The sequence below is a fragment of the Citrobacter sp. RHBSTW-01013 genome (genome assembly GCF_013781985.1).
GTDB lineage: Bacteria > Pseudomonadota > Gammaproteobacteria > Enterobacterales > Enterobacteriaceae > Citrobacter > Citrobacter braakii.
In genome coordinates this window covers 2,382,072-2,401,638 of record NZ_CP056185.1, presented here as the reverse complement: position 1 = coordinate 2,401,638, position 19,567 = coordinate 2,382,072, and the positions used below count along the sequence as shown (strand labels likewise).

The window sequence follows — 19,567 nt, the reverse complement described above, 5'->3', positions numbered from 1 at the left end:
TTGATAAATCAATCAACATATTGAATTTTATTGATTTTTTTAAACTCACTTATCATACAAATGTTAAATTCTTTATAAGTGGGTATTAAGGGGTATCCCCCCTGTTTAGCATATTGCGAGCGCCGTTCTAACAGGCTGTTGTCGTGCCACAATATAAAAGTATGTTGTAACTAATGACGGGCAAAAAAAAAGCGCGGTCTAACACCGCGCAATGGATAATCAACAGTTACTACTTTTTTACTTTTTAGAATGACGTCCGTACACCGCCCAGGTGATAACCACACAGGCGACGTAGAAGATTAGGAATACTTTCATCGCATCGACCGGAGAGCCAGTTAATGCCAGGGACGTACCGAATGCTTTCGGAATAAAGAAGCCGCCGATCGCACCAATAGCTGAGATAAAGCCCAGCGCTGCCGCGGTGTCGGTCGCCGCCTCGCGCATCGCTTTCTCTTCTGAACCGCCTTCAGCTTTCACTCTGTCCATCGTCAGCTTGCGAAAGATAACAGAGATCATCTGGAAGGTTGAACCACTCCCCAGACCAGCCGTCAGGAACAGCGCCAGGAACACCGCAAAGAAGGCGATAAAGTTGCCACCGACACCGTTTGATGGCAGCGTCAGGAACAGTAAGGCACTGAAAATAGCCATCAGCACGAAGTTCACCAGCGTTACGCGGGTCCCCCCCAGCCGGTCAGAGATTGCGCCGCCTGCTGAACGAGCCAGGGCGCCAATCAACGGTCCAAAGAAGGCGTAATGCAGGATCTGTACCTCAGGAAACTGCGTTTTTGACAGCATCGCGAAACCGGCAGAGAAACCGATAAATGAACCGAAGGTTGCCAGATACAGCAGGCTCATAATCCACAGGTGCCCGCGTTTCAGCACCGGCAATTGCTCTTTCAGCGAAGCTTTTGAGGTTGCCAGTTCATTCATACCAAACCATGCGGCCAGCGTTAAAACAGCCAGGAACGGGACCCAAATCCATGCAGCGTTTGCCAGATACAGTTGCGTACCATCCGGTTGTTCAACACCCTGGCTGCCAAATGCGGCAAAGATTGACAGTGAAACCACCAGCGGAGCGACTAACTGCATCACGCTGACGCCCATGTTACCCAAACCACCGTTCAGACCCAGCGCGCCGCCCTGTTTCTGTTTTGGAAAGAAGAAGCTAATGTTTGCCATGCTGGAGGCAAAGTTCGCACCGGCAAAACCGCACAACAGCGAGATAATGATAAAGGTACTAAATGGCGTGGAGGTATCCTGCACCGCAAAACCTAACCATACGCAAGGAATGATCAGGATACCGGTGCTGAACGCCGTCCAGCGACGTCCACCAAACAGGGGGACCATAAAGGAGTACGGTACACGCAGCAGCGCACCGGACACCGAAGGTAATGCCGTCAGCATGAACAGTTGTTCAGTGGTGAAATCAAATCCGACTTTCGGTAAGTTCACCGCCACGGCGCTAAATAACATCCACACGCAAAACGCCAGCAGCAAGCAAGGGACGGAAATCCACAGGTTACGGCTGGCGATTCGATGACCACGCTGCTGCCAGAAGGCGGGATCTTCCGGCCGCCATTCAGTAATTACAGCTCCAGATGCCCTTTCCGGGGCAGATGAGTGACTCATAGACACCTCTGATACTTGTTTCGATGCCTGCCACATTAGGGTTTACAGCTGGAGGTAAGTTGATATAAATCAAAGGAAAAGGTGTCATTATTGATGCCTGAAATTTATCATCATCCTAAATGAGTACATAACTTCGGTAAAAAAGATGTGGTTTTTCACGCTTCTGTCGTCCCCTACTCCCCCTCGTTTAGGATCTCTCCCTCTGGCGGCAATTAAGGGGTAGCCCGTTTGAGGTATGGGTATACTCCAGTGTATCGCCGAGAATAACGCCACTGCCTGCAGCAGAATCGTCATTCAATAAGGTTTTCGGCTTTACGAAAACCCGAAGGAACAAGTCACCATGTTTAAACGTTGTCTTTCCCCGCTTACGCTGGTCAACCAGGTGGCGCTGATTGTTTTATTGTCTACTGCCATCGGCGTGGCGGGTATGGCAGTCTCTGGCTGGCTGGTTCAGGGCGTTCAGGGTAGCGCGCATGCAATCAACAAAGCGGGATCGCTACGCATGCAAAGCTATCGCCTGCTGGCGGCCATACCGCTGGACGCCAACGATCAACCACTGCTGGATGAAATGGAGCAAACGGCGTTTAGCCCGGAATTGACGCGTGCCGCGCAGCGTGACGGACAACAGGCGCAGTTAAAAGCCTTACAGGATTACTGGCACACCAAACTGGCACCGGGGCTTGCGCATGCGCAAACGCCCGATGCGGTAGCGCAGGATGTCAGGCGCTTTGTGGGCGGACTGGATAAGCTGGTCACCGCCTTTGACCATACCACCGAGTTACGCATTGAACGCGTCGTCTTGCTGCATCGCCTGATGGCCGTATTTATGGCGTTGCTGCTGGTCTTCACCATTATCTGGCTGCGCGTGCGCCTGTTACAGCCGTGGAAACAACTGCTGGCGATGGCGCGAGCCGTCAGTCAACGTGATTTTACCCAACGCGCACATATCAGTGGGCGTAATGAGATGGCAGCGCTGGGTTCGGCGCTGAATAATATGTCGGAAGAACTGGCCGAAAGTTACGCGGTGCTGGAACAGCGGGTACAGGAGAAAACGGCGGGTCTGGAGCACAAAAATCAGATCCTCTCTTTCCTGTGGCAAGCCAATCGCCGTCTGCACTCTCAGGTGCCGTTGTGCGAACGCCTCTCTCCGGTACTGAACGGTCTGCAAAATTTGACCCTGCTGCATGATATTGAACTGCGGGTCTATGACCTGGAAGATGAAGATAATCATCAGGAATTTACCTGCCAGTCCAATGTTAGCTGTGATGAGAAAGGCTGCCAGTTGTGTCCGCGCGGTACGCTACCCGCCATTGACGGCGGTATCACGCTGAAATGGCGGCTAACCGACGCCCATACCCAGTATGGTATCCTGCTCGCGACTTTGCCGTACGGACGCCATCTCAGCCACGATCAGCAGCAACTGGTTGATACCCTGGTTGAGCAACTGACCGCAACGCTTGCACTCGACAGGCATCAGGAGCGTCAGCAGCAGTTGATCGTGATGGAAGAGCGTGCCACCATTGCGCGCGAACTTCATGATTCTATTGCACAATCGCTCTCCTGTATGAAGATGCAGGTGAGCTGTTTGCAGATGCAGGGCGATGCGCTTTCAGATAACTGCCGCGAGCTGCTCAGTCAGATTCGTAACGAGCTAAACGCCTCCTGGGCGCAACTGCGCGAGCTGTTAACGACCTTCCGTTTACAGCTGACGGAACCTGGATTGAGACCGGCGCTGGAAGCCAGCTGTCAGGAATACAGCGCACGTTTTGGCTTTACGGTTAAGCTGGATTATCAGCTGCCACCGCGTCTGGTCCCTTCGCATCAGGCGATTCACCTGCTACAAATTGCGCGCGAAGCCCTGAGCAACGCCCTCAAACACTCTCAGGCCGATGAAGTGGTCGTAACGGTGGTGCAAAATGGTAAGCAGGTCAGACTAACAGTGCAAGATAACGGCTGCGGCGTACCGGAAAACGCCGAACGCAGTAACCACTACGGCATGATAATCATGCGCGACCGTGCGCAAAGCTTGCGCGGCGATTGCCGTGTACGCCGTCGCGAGACAGGCGGTACTGAAGTTGCTGTCACTTTTATTCCCGAAACAAACTTCACAGAAGTCCAAGGAGATACCCATGAGTAATCTGGAACCGGCAACCATCCTGTTGATCGACGATCATCCGATGCTGCGAACCGGTGTAAAACAGCTTGTCAGCATGGCGCCCGATATCACCGTTGTCGGCGAAGCCAGCAATGGTGAGCAGGGTATCGAGCTGGCAGAATCCCTTGATCCCGATCTGATCCTTCTTGATCTCAACATGCCTGGCATGAACGGTCTGGAAACACTCGACAAGCTGCGTGAGAAATCACTGTCAGGCCGTATCGTCGTGTTTAGCGTATCCAATCATGAAGAAGACGTGGTTACTGCACTGAAGCGCGGTGCCGACGGTTATCTGCTGAAAGATATGGAGCCGGAAGATTTGCTGAAAGCATTGCAGCAAGCGGCTGCCGGTGAAATGGTGCTGAGCGAAGCCTTAACGCCGGTTCTGGCCGCCAGCCTACGCGCTAATCGCGCAACGTCCGACCGTGATGTTACCCAACTGACACCGCGCGAACGCGATATTCTTAAGCTCATCGCCCAGGGCCTGCCTAACAAGATGATCGCCCGCCGCCTGGACATCACCGAAAGCACGGTAAAAGTTCACGTGAAGCATATGCTGAAGAAAATGAAGCTCAAATCACGTGTTGAAGCCGCGGTATGGGTGCACCAGGAACGTATTTTCTGATAACGCGCGCATGCGTCATTGTTAACGAGGATCATTTTCCGAAACGCTAGTAAACGGTTCGGTCAGTGATAGCGTGATCTCATTGGAAGAGACACGCTGGCCCTGCTCATCTTCTACCACCACAGACAACCGCCAGCGGTTCGTCGCACCTTCTCTGCTGTCCCACTTCGGCATAATAATCGTCCAGCCCTGCGCGCTTCGGTTATTGCTGCCGGCCGTTAAGCTCAACGCCTGAGTATCGCCCTGCCACGTCAGGTGGCGGATCCCATGCAAACTACGCACCTGCAGCTTCAACGCCACCGTCTCTCCCGGTTTGAGATCCCAGGGCGGCGTGGCCAAAAATACCGACAGCGTTTTACGCTGGCGATACTCCAGCGTCGGCAAATTGTTACGCTGCGGATCATCATAACGACTACCGCGCAGTGAACGGCTGTTCGCCACCTCACTGACCATCAACTGTTTTTTTAACGGCACGCCAAAACGGTAACTAAGCGTTAAGCCGAGGTTATTCTGGCTAATGCCGCTTTCACCCTGCTTATGCTGCGCTGTCACCGTGATCAGCGGCACCGGTGTATAGCTCAGCCCGAGGTTCACCGCCACCGGATTGTGATACCCGGTTCCCGAATGAAATAGATCCACCCGGTCGCCAAAATACTGTTCCACGCTGACGCTGGTATTGAGATGTTGATAGAACGGCATCCGCATTTGCGCGGTCAGATCGTAGCCGCGGGCCATCCGTTGTTGCTGGGTTGCAAAACGATCCTGCCAGGAAGACAACGGTTGATAATAGTTAGCGGATAAGCGCAAATATTCGCCCCATGCCTCCGCGCCGAGGCCTCCGCGGGGCAGATTTTCATCCAGTAAGTTGTCATAAAAGGTGTTGTAACCCAGTAACCAACCGTCGCGTACCCAACGTTGCCCAATCCCCGCATTACTGACTAAGCCGTCGTCCTGTTGCGTCACTCCTAGCTGGCTCCAGGTAAGATAACGTTGATTGTCCTGCCACGGCACAAACCAGCTTCCCCGACTCCCGGTAAAACTGCCTTCGTTATCAACCTGCAACCCGATGCTGGCGTTTCCCCAGGGAGAAAGCCAGGATTCCAGTTGCTGATTCACCTGTTCGCTGACCGTATCACGCACCTGGCCAAACGCGAACTGCTTCGCCTGTTCACCGGTATCAAGCCCGTTATCAGTCATGCTGGCTTCACCAAACGCTTTGACCATTTCGGCAAAATGCTTTTCGCCTGCCCGCGACTCCGGGGCCATACCAAGATCGGGCAAGCCATCACTATTGTTATCGAAAGGGTTTTCAGCCTGGTGCACAAAGGACGACTGCGCGTTAGCAGTACCGCCTGCCAGCGGCAAGAGTGCGAATACAGCAAGAGAAGAACAGATAATACGGCTCAAATCGTTAGTGGTTTCTTACATCAATTAGCCACAGTGGCATACTTATCTTAAACCATAACGTTTTCAGCGTTGATTTTCAGCCCCTCCCCCTTTTTTCGGCATTATCCTGGCATTGAGAAATAGGTGTAACATACGTGTCGGTTATTTACGCTCACATGCAGTAACAGGAGTAAAAATGCAAAAGATAGTGATCGTCGCGAACGGAGCGGCTTATGGAAGCGAATCGTTATTTAACAGCCTACGTCTGGCTATCGCCCTGCGCGAACAGGAAGCCGCTCTCGACCTGCGTCTGTTTTTAATGTCTGATGCCGTAACCGCAGGATTACGTGGTCAGCAACCCGCGGAAGGCTACAATATTCAGCAAATGCTGGAGATCCTGACTGCGCAAAATGTTCCGGTAAAACTGTGCAAAACCTGCACCGATAGTCGTGGGATCACGGCGCTGCCGTTAATTGACGGAGTGGCCGTCGGCACGCTGGTAGAACTGGCTCAATGGACGCTGGCTGCAGATAAAGTGTTGACCTTCTGATACACCGTTTTCAGGCAAGCGCACTGAAAGTGTCGATAATTTCCGGATTTAATATTTGATGGGCGCGGTTTCGTTGAACGTTAGCACGCCCGTTCAACCCTTTTGAGGTGTTTTGTCACTTTTGTTTAATCGTTATGCCATTTTTTGATCAAAATCAGCATCCTGTTGCTCCCCCTTTGGTGTTATGCAATGAGTGAAATGTGAACAACATCACGCAGCACTTTCGACAGAAAGTACGTTGTTTTCAAGAACGGGGTGAAAAATGGCATTAGTGAAGGCAAGTTTAAAGTTATTTGGTGGCGATACGGTGGTTGTGCGCTGTTCCGAGCGCTGTCACATCCATCTGATGAGCGAAAAAAATCACGTCAAAGACACGCAGTCCGACATCTTAAGCGTGCAGGATCGTGATAACGCATGGTTGACCGTGCCCTATACTGGCGTCTGGAACGTGCTGATCGACAGCCACAGTCAGTCGCTTGAGCATTCGATAAGTTATATTGCAGCCTAAGCGTGACATGCCCGAAAAGCACCTGGCTTTCGGGCATACAATTCCACGCCGGGTTCAGGCAAACCCTGGCCGCATAACGCCTTCCGGCAGGTTCTCTCCCAACAATCGTTTGACCGTGATCACCAGATCATTAAGACAATCATCCTGCATCCCCAGCTTGACCAGCTCTTGTTCCAGCGAGAACAGATACTGGGCATTAGTGCCTAAAGGTCCGCTGGCCGCGGCAATAAGCGGCGCGATCACCTGCGCGCGCGTGTCTGACTCAAACAACGGATGGCGCGGATCCATAATAAACACCAGCGCGTTCACCGTACGGCCGTCATCAAGCGCCAGCTGGCACCAGGTCGGCAGATAGCATCCGGTGATCATTTCTCGCTTCCACAACAGAGAAAGCTCTTGTTCCAGCGTCGCGTCCGGCAAGCGGTAGGCCACACCGGTGGTACGTCCGCCCTCTTTCAGGGCCAGCATGCGTCCCGGCTGACACGCCGTTCCTCGCCCCGCCGTCAGGCGCAGACAAAATGCACGGTGCCAGCCGACTAATGTGCCGGTACAGGACTCTTCAAACTCTAAGGCCGGGTTCCACATCAACGATCCATAACCGAAGATCCACACCGGTCCATCATCTGGTCGACAAGCGAGCGTGGCGGCCAGTGAGGCTGCACGTTGTTCCGCTGACCAGAGTAGTGATTCTTCAATAGCACCAAATGCCGTCTTACAGTCGGCATTCAATAAAAAATCACGCGTTAACACCTTACACCTCCGCCACTGCTGCTTCCCTGCGACAACTTTTTTGACGCCTTCCGGGCTTTTTTACTGCTCATTTTGAAACCAATAGCTGGACAATAGGCAATTCACCGCTCGCTTGCAAGCCAGTAACCGCGCGGCGTAGCACGATTCGCTAACGCCTGATGCAAGCGAGTTTATAAAGGCATTATAATTGATACTGTTACGTCTTTTTATGCCATTTACCATCATCACCTTTTTGGTAATCATTTTTAACCGCGGCCCACGCCACCTTATGTGCAGTCTCTTCTCGGGTGGCATCGTCACGTCGGTCAGATTTGTCTTTATACTGTTCCCAGGCGCTGTTGAAAGCTTCTTTATAAATGTCCTGAGCATGGGCTGGCAGAACGTGCTGCACGCTGTCAGGCAGATCGCTTTTAGATTTATAGGGCATTGTGAACTCCTCTTTTTAGGCTAAACCTTAAGTGTGGTTAACAATGCGGCGAGACGCCAATAATGGACATTTTTAGAAATTTTCTTTACCTAACCTTCTGTTAATTAAACAGTCTATAAACAAGAAATTTGTTTTTGGCCGCTTTGAGAGGGAAAACAGGTGATGTAGTAAAATTTCGTAAAATGTCACCTACAAAACCACGTTTTCTGTTATTTTTTACATTCTTTAATACTTTTTATAATTATAAATACCTGCAGAGATGGAGAATTAATGCAATGACACAAGCACATGAGGCGGTAAAAACCCGCCACAAGGAGACCTCTCTCGTCTTCCCGATTTTGGCGCTGGTAGTCCTGTTCTTCTGGGGGAGCAGTCAGTCACTACCAGTGGTCATCGGTATTAATGCGCTGGCCCTTATTGGTATATTAAGCAGCGCATTCAGCGTTGTCCGTCATGCGGACGTATTAGCGCATCGACTTGGCGAACCCTACGGGTCGCTGATCCTCAGTTTGTCCGTTGTTATTCTTGAAGTCAGCTTAATCTCCGCATTAATGGCAACCGGCGATGCCGCACCTACGCTCATGCGCGATACGCTGTATTCAATCATTATGATCGTAACCGGGGGTCTGGTCGGTTTTTCATTACTATTAGGTGGCCGTAAATTTGCCACTCAGTATATGAACCTATTTGGTATTAAGCAGTATTTAATCGCCCTGTTCCCACTGGCCATTATTGTACTGGTATTCCCGATGGCGTTGCCGGGGGCAAATTTCACTACCGCGCAGGCGCTGTTGGTGGCGTTAATTTCTGCGGCGATGTACGGCGTATTTTTGCTGATTCAAACTAAAACGCACCAAAGTCTGTTCATTTACGAGCATGAAGACGAGGGTGACGACGACGACCCGCATCACGGTAAGCCGTCAGCGCACAGCAATATGTGGCACGCCGCCTGGCTTATCATTCATCTGATCGCTGTTATCGCCGTGACCAAGATGAACGCCAGCCCGCTTGAGACCTTGCTGACTGAACTGAATGCGCCAGTCGCATTTACGGGTTTCCTGGTCGCGTTACTGATCCTCTCGCCTGAAGGACTGGGCGCACTGAAAGCGGTTCTGAGCAATCAGGTGCAGCGGGCAATGAATTTATTCTTCGGTTCGGTGTTAGCCACAATTTCGCTGACCGTACCGGTGGTGACGCTGATTGCATGGGCAACCGGGAATGATTTGATGTTTGCGCTGGGGGCGCCAGAGATGATTGTGATGGTTTCATCACTGGTTCTGTGTCAGATCTCTTTCTCCACCGGACGCACCAATGTGCTTAACGGTGCAGCGCATCTGGCACTGTTTATCGCCTATCTGATGACAATATTTGCCTGATTATTATTTTAGACGTACCCCACGGTCCGCTTCAGGGCCGTTTTCTTTTCTGTCGATATAACACAATCGATGGCGCGTCTGGTGCCTGACGGCGACCTTTATACCCTTTTCAAATAGCAGGCCGGAGGGAAACTCCGGCCTGTCACACTCACTTAGTTCTCGGTATCCAGCTCGTCGAAGCTTTTCACCAGGTCATCAATCGCTTTAATCTGCGTCAGGAACTGTTCCAGCTTCGCCAGCGGCAGCGCGGATGGGCCATCGCATTTCGCATTGGCTGGATCCGGATGCGCTTCAATAAACAGACCTGCCAGACCAACCGCCATACCGGCACGCGCCAGTTCGGTAACCTGCGCACGACGACCACCGCTTGCTGCGCCAAACGGATCGCGGCACTGCAACGCATGGGTAACGTCAAAAATCACCGGTGAGTTGCCGGAGACTTTCTTCATCACGCTGAAGCCCAGCATGTCCACAACCAGGTTGTCATAACCAAAGTTCGCACCACGGTCGCACAGAATAACCTTATCGTTGCCGCCTTCATGGAATTTATCCACGATGTTGCCCATCTGAGCCGGGCTGATGAACTGCGGTTTCTTCACGTTGATTACGGCACCGGTTTTCGCCATTGCTTCCACCAGATCGGTCTGACGAGCAAGGAATGCCGGAAGCTGAATCACATCCACCACATCAGCAACAGGCTGTGCCTGGCTGGCTTCGTGAACGTCGGTGATCACTTTTACGCCAAAAGTCTGTTTCAGTTCCTGGAAGATTTTCATCCCTTCTTCAAGGCCCGGTCCACGGTAAGAGTGGATGGAAGAACGGTTGGCTTTATCAAAGGAGGCTTTAAACACGTAAGGGATACCCAGCTTTTGAGTAACAGTTACGTAGTGCTCACAAATGCGCATCGCCAGATCGCGGGATTCCAGCACGTTCATTCCGCCAAACAGCACGAACGGCAGGTCATTTGCCACGTTGATGTCGCCAATGCTAACCACTTTTTGTTTCATAGGATCGCCTTAAACGGTAGGTAAAGTGTGATTAATCAATGCAATACAATTTGTTTGTGCGAAATAGTATTAATTTGCGCACGAATCATTTCGCTGATCGGGTCTTCCGGACACTGTTCAACGAAATAACTTAAATCTGTCAGCGCAACATGTTCGCACTCGAGCTGCGCGTATATTAAACCACGATCGCGAATTTCATACGGATCTTCAGGATTAAACTGCAATAGTGCTTCACTGGCACGCAGCGCCAGCTCCATTTGCCGCTCTTCCATCAGTGATGATTTCAGCGTGTCGAGCAGTTTGCGGATCACTTCCGCGTTATCCGCCTCATCCAGGTCTTCGTTAAACAGCTCCGCGACCGGGCTGATGTTCCCCTTCAACCACACTTCCAGCGTGTGCTCATTTAACGTTTCGCCATTGAATGGATTGATTAGCCACATTTCACCATCGAGCGACTCAATACGAAGGATCAGTTGCGTCGGGAAAATCACCGGTACCAGCGGCAGCTCCAGTCTGTTGGCAATCCACAATAAGATCGCCCCCAGAGACACGGCGCTGCCCTGCCGATTTTTCAGTACCTGGTCAAGCCAGAGTGCATCAGAAAGACGATAGACGCCGTGGGTATCCGTAAATCCCCATTCGCCGTAAAAAAGTGCCAGCAGTTTTTCCAGTTGCTCATCCTGAGACAGGAGCTGGCTAATTTCTTCTTGCGCCAGACTGACCAGACGTTCCAGTTCGTCATAGACAGTTTGTGTTGGAAAATCCAGACGGATAGACTCCGACGCCAGGATCATCCCATCACACAATGGCGCTTTATTAAATTCGAAATCAGCTAACGACCTCATGCTTACCCCAGTAACGGTATTTTTGTGGTGGCGAGTTTAATGATGATGTACAGCGCCACCAGCGCCAGCGGAAAGGCGACTAATCGCGCCTGCTGACTGCGCGCCCGACGATAATCGAGCGCAATAAAACCCAAAACGATGTAAATGTTAACCCCAAACAGCTTTTCAGTCAGCCATGTCCCGTGCTCAGTGAATGGCAGGATGTGCGCTTTAACCATTAGCGCCACGCCGCTGAGTAATAAAACGGTATCCACAACGGGTGGCACAATGCGCGTCCAGCGTGCGCAGGCAAGACGCGAGTCGGTGTAACGCCACCAAAAACGCAGCGTCAGCAAGCCAACGGAAAGCGCAATACTGATGAGATGAATGTTGAGTAACACACTGAAGGTACTCATGATGGGATGCGTCCAAGCGTAATTCGCTCGTTGCCGCCATAATCACGGCAGGTTTCAACCGCCTGGTAACCCGCACGAGTAAAGACGTCCCGGACGGCCTGCCCCTGCTGCCAGCCATGTTCCAGCAACAGATAGCCGCCGGGCGTTAACACGCGCTGAGACTGGTCAATGATATGCACAATATCCGCCAGCCCCCGATCGCCCGCCACCAGTGCCGACAGAGGTTCAAAGCGTACATCGCCTTGCGCCAGGTGCGGATCCTGTTCGTCGATATACGGTGGATTGCTGACAATCATGTCAAACTGCTGTCCCTGCAAAGCGCTGAACCAGTTGCTTTGCAGCACGCAAACATTGTCGATGCCCAGATGCTGTTTGTTGCGAGTGGCCAGCGCAACGGCATCCGGCATGCGGTCAACCGCCGTTACTGCGCAATCCGGACGTTCGGTTGCCAGCGCCAGCGCAATGGCGCCCGTGCCGGTTCCCAAATCGAGAATGCGGCATGCTGAGGCCGGCAGGCGAGCCAGCGCCTGTTCCACCAGACACTCTGTATCCGGACGAGGAATAAGCGTAGCCGGAGACACAAACAGCGGCAGTGACCAGAACTCCCGCACGCCGGTTAAATGCGCCACCGGCTCACCCCGCTGACGGCGCTCCAGTAATGTGTCGAGCTGTTGACGCTGCGCCTCGGTTAACACCGTTTCACCGAAAGCCAAAATAAAGGTGCGTCCCTTACCGGTAACAAACTCGAGCAAAATCTCGGCGTCACGGCGCGGGCTTTCACTTGCCTGTAATTGGCTTATCGCTTCACGCAGCCAGTGCTGATAATCCATTAATCCTGCTCGGACAACGCCGCCAGTTGGTCGGCCTGGTATTCCTGGACAATTGGCTCAATGAGCATATCCAGTTTGCCTTCCATCGCTTCATCCAGACGGTAGAGCGTCAGGTTAATGCGGTGATCGGTCACGCGACCCTGCGGGAAATTATAGGTACGGTTGCGATCGCTGCGATCGCCACTGCCCAACAGATTGCGACGCTCAGAGGCTTCTGCCTGTTGACGTCTTGCCACTTCGGCGGCTCGAATTCGCGCCCCCAGCACCGACATCGCTTTCGCTTTGTTTTTATGCTGCGAACGTTCGTCCTGGCATTCCACTACGATACCGGTCGGCAAGTGGGTAATACGGATTGCGGAGTCGGTGGTGTTAACGTGCTGCCCCCCTGCGCCTGATGAGCGGAAGGTATCAATACGCAGATCGGCCGGGTTGATGTCCGGCAGTTCGGCATCCGGCAGTTCCGGCATGACCGCGACCGTACAGGCAGAAGTGTGAATACGGCCCTGTGACTCCGTCGCAGGTACGCGCTGCACGCGATGCCCACCGGACTCAAATTTCAGTCGACCGTACACGCCTTCGCCGCTAATTTTGGCAATGACTTCTTTAAACCCGCCATGTTCGCCTTCGCTGGCGCTCATGATCTCTACCCGCCAGCGACGCGATTCAGCGTAACGGCTGTACATGCGGAACAGATCGCCGGCAAACAGCGCGGCCTCATCACCACCGGTTCCCGCACGCACTTCGAGGAAGGCGTTACGTTCGTCATCAGGATCTTTAGGCAACAGCAGAACCTGCAGATGTTGCTCCAGCTGCTCGCATTTATCTTTTGCTTCACGCAGTTCATCCTGCGCCATTTCACGCATTTCAGGATCGTCGAGCATCATCTGAGCCGTCTCGATATCTTCCTGAACCTGTTGCCAGTCCGTAAAACAGCGAGATACATCGCTTAATTGCGCATATTCGCGCGACAGTGCACGAAAGCGTTCCTGGTCTGCGATAGTACCCGCATCCCCGAGCAGCGCCTGAACTTCTTCATGGCGTTCATGCAGGGCTTCCAGTTTGGCAACGATAGAAGGCTTCATAGGCGTAAATGCACCCTGTAAAAAATAAGATTGGTGTGCTGCTACTCCAGCCCGAGGCTGTCGCGCAGAATATTCAGGCGTTCACTATCCCCGTCACGGGCGGCCTGTTGAAGTGATTTGGTTGGTGCATGGATCAAGCGGTTGGTCAGTTTCCAGGCCAGATCCTGCATAATGGCTTGCGCATCACCACCCTGTTGAAGAGCGGCCAACGCTTTGGCGGTCAGTTCATCACGGATCTGTTCTGACTGACTGCGATACTCGCGGATAGTTTCACTTGCGCCCTGAGCGCGTAGCCAGGCCATAAATTCGCTGGTTTCCTGCGCCACAATGGTTTCGGCTTCCACGGCCGCCGCTTTGCGCTGGGCCAGGTTATGCGAAATGATGCTTTGCAGGTCGTCAACGCTGTACAGATAGGCGTTGGACAACTTACCCACTTCCGGCTCGACATCGCGCGGTACGGCGATATCCACCAGCAGCATAGGTTGATTACGGCGATTTTTAAGCGCGCGCTCCACCATTCCTTTGCCGATAATCGGCAGCGGGCTGGCGGTAGAACTGATAATAATATCGGCATCCTGTAAACGCGCGTCGATATCACTCAGCGAAATCACTTCGGCGCCGACTTCATCCGCCAGCACCTGCGCACGCTCGCGGGTACGGTTGGCGATGATCATCTTCTTCACTTGATGCTCACGCAGGTGTCGCGCCACCAGCTCAATGGTTTCGCCTGCGCCCACTAACAGCACGGTCACCGTGGAGAGCGATTCAAATATTTGCCGCGCCAGCGTACAGGCGGCAAAAGCCACGGACACGGCGCTGGCACCGATGTCTGTTTCTGTACGTACACGTTTAGCGACAGAGAATGATTTCTGGAACATGCGTTCCAGCGCACTGGCGTTCAGGTGACCTTTTTGCGAATCCGCAAAAGCTTTTTTCACCTGCCCCAGAATCTGCGGTTCACCAAGCACCAGCGAATCCAGACCGCTGGCAACACGCATCAAATGACTGACGGCGTCGTTGTCCTGGTGCCAGTACAGGCTATTGCGCAAGTCTTCTTCATTAAGATTATGGTAATCGCACAGCCAGCGAACCAGCGCTTCTTGCAGGTTATCCTGCTCTTCAACGCTGAGATACAGTTCCGTACGGTTACACGTCGACAGCACCACCCCGCCCTGCACCATTGGCTGCGCAAGCAGGCTGTCCAGCGCCTGATCGAGCGTATCCGGCGAAAACGTTACGCGTTCTCGCAGCGATACAGGTGCCGTTTTATGGTTAATACCAAGCGCTAAAAGGGTCATGTGTGCGGGAATAGTACCAGCGTTGATAAGGTTAGACTGGGTGCATCATACAGGATGCGTGCGGTCAATAAAAGAGACTGCCCCCTTTTGGAGTAATAGCTTAGTGCACAAATTTGAGCGATTTAAGATAACTTGAACGTAGACGATGTATGATGGCGGCGCTAGCATTAAGAGTTATAACTGCAACGTATCTCAAGGATTTGTCATCATTATGACCCTGCCTGATTTTCGCCTGATTCGCCTGCTGCCGTTGGCGGCCCTGGCTCTTACCGCCTGTACGCTCAACGCGCCGAAAGGTCCCGGCAAAAGCCCTGACTCTCCACAGTGGCGCCAGCACCAGCAGGAAGTACGCGCCCTGAACCAATATCAGACGCGCGGTGCGTTTGCGTATATTTCCGATCAACAGAAAGTCTATGCCCGCTTTTTCTGGCAACAAACCGGACAGGATCGCTACCGTCTCCTGCTGACCAATCCCCTGGGCAGCACTGAACTGGAACTCAATGCCCAGCCGGGCAACGTCGAACTTGTCGATAACAAAGGCAAGCACTACACCGCTGACGACGCCGAAGAGATGATTGGTAAGTTGACCGGCATGCCTATTCCATTGAACAGCCTGCGCCAGTGGATCCTTGGCCTGCCGGGAGACGCCAGCGATTACAAACTCGACGACCAGTATCGTCTGAGTGAAGTGAACTACAGCAAAGACGGTAAAAACTGGAAAGTGGTCTATAGCGCCTACGACAGCAAAATTAAGCCTGCGATGCCGGCAAACATGGAACTGTCCGACGGCGATCAGCGTATTAAGCTGAAAATGGATAACTGGATTGTGAAATGATGACCCACTGGCCCTCTCCGGCAAAACTGAATCTGTTTTTATACATCACCGGGCAGCGTGCGGACGGTTATCACACCTTGCAGACGCTATTCCAGTTTCTTGATTATGGCGATACGATAGGTATCGCACTGCGTAGCGACGGAGAAATCCGCCTGTTAACGCCGGTGGAAGGCGTTGCACATGAAGACAATCTCATTGTCCGTGCGGCGCGCTTGCTGATGAAGGCGGCGTCTGAAAGCAATCGCCTTCCCAAAGGGAGCGGCGCCGATATCAGTATCGAAAAACGCCTGCCGATGGGCGGCGGTCTTGGCGGAGGTTCGTCTAATGCAGCTACCGTCCTGGTGGCGCTGAATCACCTTTGGCAGTGCGGACTTTCGGTTGATGAACTGGCAGGACTCGGCTTAACGCTGGGGGCGGACGTTCCCGTATTCGTGCGCGGCCATGCGGCCTTTGCTGAAGGCGTAGGTGAAATTCTGACCCCGGTCGAGCCAGAGGAAAAATGGTATCTGGTCGCCCACCCGGGAGTCAGTATTCCGACGCCGGTGATTTTTAAAGATCCCGACCTCCCGCGCAACACGCCAAAAAGGTCAATAAAAACGTTACTAAAATGTGAATTCAGCAATGATTGCGAGGTTATCGCAAGAAAACGTTTTCGCGAGGTTGATGCGGCGCTTTCCTGGCTGTTAGAATACGCGCCGTCGCGCCTGACTGGTACAGGGGCTTGTGTCTTTGCTGAATTTGACACTGAGTCTCGTGCTCGCCAGGTGCTTGAGCAAGCCCCGGAATGGCTCAAAGGCTTTGTGGCGAAAGGTGTCAACCTCTCCCCATTGCACAGAGCGTTACTCTAAATCATTCGGGTTTCAGGAAGATGGCGAAATATGCCAGCACACATGAAACGTGAAAGATGACGAGTAAGCCGGGCAAGCTGAGTTGCGGTGACAACGTCACCCTGTTCCAGACGTTGCATCGCGCTCTTTAATACACCGCATGGAGAGGATACTGCCTGGCCCGCACAGTTTTCGGCAGATTCTTTCCACCAATGGACGCATGCCTGAGGTTCTTCTCGTGCCTGATATGAAGCTTTTTGCTGGTAACGCCACCCCGGAACTAGCACAACGTATTGCCAACCGCCTGTACACTTCACTCGGCGACGCCGCTGTAGGTCGCTTTAGCGACGGCGAAGTCAGCGTACAAATTAATGAAAATGTACGCGGTGGTGATATTTTCATCATCCAGTCCACTTGTGCCCCTACTAACGACAACCTGATGGAATTGGTCGTTATGGTTGATGCGCTGCGCCGTGCTTCCGCAGGCCGTATCACCGCCGTTATTCCTTACTTCGGCTATGCACGTCAGGATCGTCGCGTACGTTCCGCTCGTGTACCGATTACTGCTAAAGTCGTCGCTGATTTCCTGTCCAGCGTTGGCGTTGACCGCGTCCTCACCGTTGACCTGCATGCTGAACAGATCCAGGGCTTCTTTGACGTACCGGTTGATAACGTATTCGGTAGCCCGATCCTGTTAGAAGACATGCTGCAGCTGAATCTGGACAACCCGATTGTGGTTTCTCCGGACATCGGTGGCGTCGTGCGTGCCCGCGCTATCGCTAAACTGCTGAACGATACCGACATGGCTATCATCGACAAACGACGCCCGCGCGCGAACGTTTCTCAGGTGATGCACATTATTGGTGACGTTGCAGGTCGTGACTGCGTGCTGGTTGATGATATGATCGATACCGGCGGTACGCTGTGTAAAGCAGCAGAAGCACTGAAAGAACGTGGTGCAAAACGCGTATTTGCTTACGCTACCCACCCGATCTTCTCAGGTAATGCGGCAAACAACCTGCGCAATTCAGTGATTGATGAAGTCGTTGTCTGTGACACTATTCCACTGACTGACGAAATCAAAGCACTGCCAAACGTGCGTACATTGACCCTGTCGGGTATGCTGGCCGAAGCGATTCGTCGTATCAGCAACGAAGAATCCATCTCTGCTATGTTCGAGCATTAATCGAGCCCGGCTCAAAAACCCGCTGCGGCGGGTTTTTTTATCTGCAACATCTATTTGTATGACTTATGCCTCCTTCACCTGCCATTTAGTTGACAGATGATGCGCTCATGGATGAAACATTATTGTGAACAGATTATTTTCCTCACATGTGATGCCTTTCCGCGCCCTCATCGACGCTTGTTGGAAAGAAAAATATACCGCTTCTCGCTTTACCCGCGACCTGATCGCCGGGATAACCGTTGGGATCATTGCCATTCCGCTGGCGATGGCCCTGGCAATAGGCAGTGGCGTGGCGCCGCAGTACGGCTTGTATACCTCAGCCGTGGCTGGGATTGTTATCGCCCTTACCGGGGGTTCACGTTTTAGCGTATCTGGACCAACTGCCGCCTTCGTGGTGATTCTGTATCCGGTGTCGCAACAGTTTGGGCTGGCAGGCCTGCTGGTCGCAACGCTAATGTCCGGGATATTCCTGATCCTTTTCGGCCTCGCCCGTTTTGGTCGCCTGATCGAATATATCCCGGTATCCGTTACGTTAGGTTTTACATCGGGTATTGGTATCACCATCGGTACCATGCAGATTAAAGATTTTCTCGGTCTGCAAATGGCCCATGTCCCGGAGCACTACCTGCAAAAGGTCGGCGCGCTGTTTATGGCCCTGCCAACCCTCAACGTTGGCGATGCCGCAATTGGCGTGGTGACGCTGGGGATCCTGATTTTCTGGCCGCGTCTGGGGATCCGACTGCCGGGCCATCTTCCAGCACTGCTGGCAGGCTGTGCGGTAATGGGGATTGTGAACCTGACCGGCGGCCATGTCGCCACCATCGGTTCTCAGTTCCACTACATTCTGGCTGATGGCTCGCAGGGTAACGGCATCCCGCAGTTGCTGCCGCAACTGGTATTACCGTGGGACATGCCGGAGTCAAACTTTACCCTGAGCTGGAGTTCGTTACAGGCGCTGTTACCGGCCGCCTTCTCCATGGCGATGCTCGGGGCGATTGAATCTCTACTGTGCGCCGTCGTGCTCGATGGGATGACCGGCACCAAGCATAAAGCCAACAGTGAGCTGATTGGCCAGGGCCTGGGTAACATCGTGGCACCGTTCTTCGGTGGTATCACCGCCACGGCGGCAATTGCCCGTTCTGCGGCAAACGTCCGCGCCGGGGCGACCTCACCAATTTCAGCGGTCATCCACGCGATTCTGGTGATCCTTGCCCTGCTGGTGCTTGCGCCGCTGCTTTCCTGGTTACCGCTTTCCGCCATGGCCGCCCTGCTGCTGATGGTGGCATGGAACATGAGTGAAGCGCATAAAGTGGTGGATCTGCTGCGTCATGCGCCAAAAGACGACATCATTGTCATGCTTATGTGTATGTCGCTGACGGTGCTATTCGACATGATGATCGCCATCAGCGTCGGTATCGTTCTCGCCTCCCTGCTGTTTATGCGTCGTATCGCGCGCATGACGCGTCTGGCGCCGGTCAACGTAGACGTACCTGACGATGTGCTGGTGCTGCGCGTTATTGGCCCACTTTTCTTTGCCGCTGCGGAGGGATTATTTACCGATCTCGAATCGCGTATTGCAGGTAAACGTATTGTGGTCTTGAAGTGGGACGCGGTCCCGGTACTGGATGCCGGTGGTCTGGACGCTTTCCAGCGTTTTGTAAAACGCCTCCCGGAAGGGTGTGAACTGCGGATCAGTAATCTGGAATTCCAGCCGTTACGTACCATGGCGCGCGCGGGCATTCAGCCGGTTGCCGGACGCCTGACGTTCTTCCCGAATAAAGACGCCGCGCTGGCAGATATCAGCTGACGTGTAGCCCAGCCAGGCGAAGCGCCGCCGGACTACAAATGACAGGCAA

General features: G+C 53.1%; 19 protein-coding genes. 9 read left to right on the top strand and 10 right to left on the bottom strand.

The window, feature by feature from the left end; translation table 11 throughout:
- Positions 1-237: 237 nt before the first annotated feature.
- On the bottom strand, positions 238-1,629 hold the full coding sequence (locus HV350_RS11650; RefSeq protein ID WP_016153284.1) for a NarK family nitrate/nitrite MFS transporter: 1,392 nt from the start codon (positions 1,627-1,629) through the stop codon (positions 238-240).
- Positions 1,630-1,969: 340 nt separating this feature from the next.
- Between HV350_RS11650 and narX the strand changes: the two genes are divergently transcribed.
- Both narX and narL read left to right on the top strand, forming a co-directional pair.
- A complete protein-coding gene (narX, locus tag HV350_RS11645; RefSeq protein WP_016153285.1) occupies positions 1,970-3,766 on the top strand; it encodes a nitrate/nitrite two-component system sensor histidine kinase NarX in 1,797 nt (598 codons plus the stop codon).
- Positions 3,759-4,409, top strand: a complete 651-nt coding sequence (gene narL, locus HV350_RS11640; protein ID WP_003020756.1) for a two-component system response regulator NarL — start codon at positions 3,759-3,761, stop codon at positions 4,407-4,409. Before narX ends, narL begins: the two co-directional genes overlap by 8 nt.
- Before the next feature lie 21 nt (positions 4,410-4,430).
- Here narL and HV350_RS11635 read toward each other — a convergent pair whose 3' ends face one another.
- Complete coding sequence (locus tag HV350_RS11635; protein WP_181630524.1) at positions 4,431-5,816, bottom strand: YchO/YchP family invasin; 1,386 nt, start codon at positions 5,814-5,816, stop codon at positions 4,431-4,433.
- 175 nt (positions 5,817-5,991) lie between these two features.
- Between HV350_RS11635 and HV350_RS11630 the strand changes: the two genes are divergently transcribed.
- Positions 5,992-6,345: a DsrE/DsrF/TusD sulfur relay family protein gene (locus HV350_RS11630; RefSeq protein WP_181630522.1), complete on the top strand. Its 354-nt coding sequence runs from the start codon at positions 5,992-5,994 to the stop codon at positions 6,343-6,345.
- Between the two features lie 262 nt (positions 6,346-6,607).
- Positions 6,608-6,853, top strand: coding sequence for a DUF1883 domain-containing protein (locus HV350_RS11625; RefSeq protein ID WP_003833405.1), 246 nt, complete (start codon positions 6,608-6,610; stop codon positions 6,851-6,853).
- A 54-nt stretch (positions 6,854-6,907) separates the two neighbouring features.
- Here HV350_RS11625 and HV350_RS11620 read toward each other — a convergent pair whose 3' ends face one another.
- Together HV350_RS11620 and chaB are read right to left on the bottom strand one after the other, a co-directional pair.
- A complete protein-coding gene (locus tag HV350_RS11620; protein WP_095715907.1) occupies positions 6,908-7,603 on the bottom strand; it encodes a gamma-glutamylcyclotransferase in 696 nt (231 codons plus the stop codon).
- 196 nt (positions 7,604-7,799) lie between these two features.
- On the bottom strand, positions 7,800-8,030 hold the full coding sequence (gene chaB, locus HV350_RS11615; RefSeq protein WP_016153288.1) for a putative cation transport regulator ChaB: 231 nt from the start codon (positions 8,028-8,030) through the stop codon (positions 7,800-7,802).
- 275 nt (positions 8,031-8,305) lie between these two features.
- Between chaB and chaA the strand changes: the two genes are divergently transcribed.
- Complete coding sequence (gene chaA / locus HV350_RS11610) at positions 8,306-9,406, top strand: sodium-potassium/proton antiporter ChaA (RefSeq protein WP_049269389.1); 1,101 nt, start codon at positions 8,306-8,308, stop codon at positions 9,404-9,406.
- Positions 9,407-9,558: 152 nt separating this feature from the next.
- Here the strand turns inward: chaA and kdsA are convergent, their stop codons facing one another.
- Genes kdsA through hemA form a run of 6 tightly spaced genes read right to left on the bottom strand, consistent with a single transcriptional unit; the run spans position 9,559 to position 14,863 of the window.
- Entirely contained in the window at positions 9,559-10,413 is an 855-nt protein-coding gene (gene kdsA / locus HV350_RS11605) for a 3-deoxy-8-phosphooctulonate synthase (RefSeq protein ID WP_016156739.1), read from the bottom strand.
- Positions 10,414-10,448: 35 nt separating this feature from the next.
- Positions 10,449-11,258 (bottom strand): invasion regulator SirB1, encoded by an 810-nt coding sequence (gene sirB1, locus HV350_RS11600; protein WP_003020775.1) that lies wholly within the window; start codon positions 11,256-11,258, stop codon positions 10,449-10,451.
- A 2-nt stretch (positions 11,259-11,260) separates the two neighbouring features.
- Entirely contained in the window at positions 11,261-11,653 is a 393-nt protein-coding gene (gene sirB2, locus HV350_RS11595; RefSeq protein ID WP_181630520.1) for an invasion regulator SirB2, read from the bottom strand.
- Positions 11,650-12,483: a peptide chain release factor N(5)-glutamine methyltransferase gene (prmC, locus tag HV350_RS11590; RefSeq protein ID WP_016156740.1), complete on the bottom strand. Its 834-nt coding sequence runs from the start codon at positions 12,481-12,483 to the stop codon at positions 11,650-11,652. Before prmC ends, sirB2 begins: the two co-directional genes overlap by 4 nt.
- Entirely contained in the window at positions 12,483-13,565 is a 1,083-nt protein-coding gene (gene prfA / locus HV350_RS11585; RefSeq protein WP_016153293.1) for a peptide chain release factor 1, read from the bottom strand. Before prfA ends, prmC begins: the two co-directional genes overlap by 1 nt.
- A 41-nt stretch (positions 13,566-13,606) precedes the next feature.
- Positions 13,607-14,863, bottom strand: a complete 1,257-nt coding sequence (hemA, locus tag HV350_RS11580; protein WP_016153294.1) for a glutamyl-tRNA reductase — start codon at positions 14,861-14,863, stop codon at positions 13,607-13,609.
- 211 nt (positions 14,864-15,074) lie between these two features.
- Here hemA and lolB point away from each other — a divergent pair, with 211 nt between their 5' ends.
- The 4 genes from lolB to dauA all read left to right on the top strand — a co-directional run bounded on the left by lolB (position 15,075) and on the right by dauA (position 19,518).
- Complete coding sequence (lolB, locus tag HV350_RS11575) at positions 15,075-15,698, top strand: lipoprotein insertase outer membrane protein LolB (RefSeq protein ID WP_047358971.1); 624 nt, start codon at positions 15,075-15,077, stop codon at positions 15,696-15,698.
- Positions 15,695-16,546: a 4-(cytidine 5'-diphospho)-2-C-methyl-D-erythritol kinase gene (gene ispE / locus HV350_RS11570; RefSeq protein ID WP_181630518.1), complete on the top strand. Its 852-nt coding sequence runs from the start codon at positions 15,695-15,697 to the stop codon at positions 16,544-16,546. Before lolB ends, ispE begins: the two co-directional genes overlap by 4 nt.
- Before the next feature lie 217 nt (positions 16,547-16,763).
- Complete coding sequence (gene prs, locus HV350_RS11565) at positions 16,764-17,711, top strand: ribose-phosphate diphosphokinase (RefSeq protein ID WP_001518537.1); 948 nt, start codon at positions 16,764-16,766, stop codon at positions 17,709-17,711.
- Between the two features lie 151 nt (positions 17,712-17,862).
- Entirely contained in the window at positions 17,863-19,518 is a 1,656-nt protein-coding gene (gene dauA / locus HV350_RS11560) for a C4-dicarboxylic acid transporter DauA (protein WP_249418040.1), read from the top strand.
- Positions 19,519-19,567: the final 49 nt, after the last annotated feature.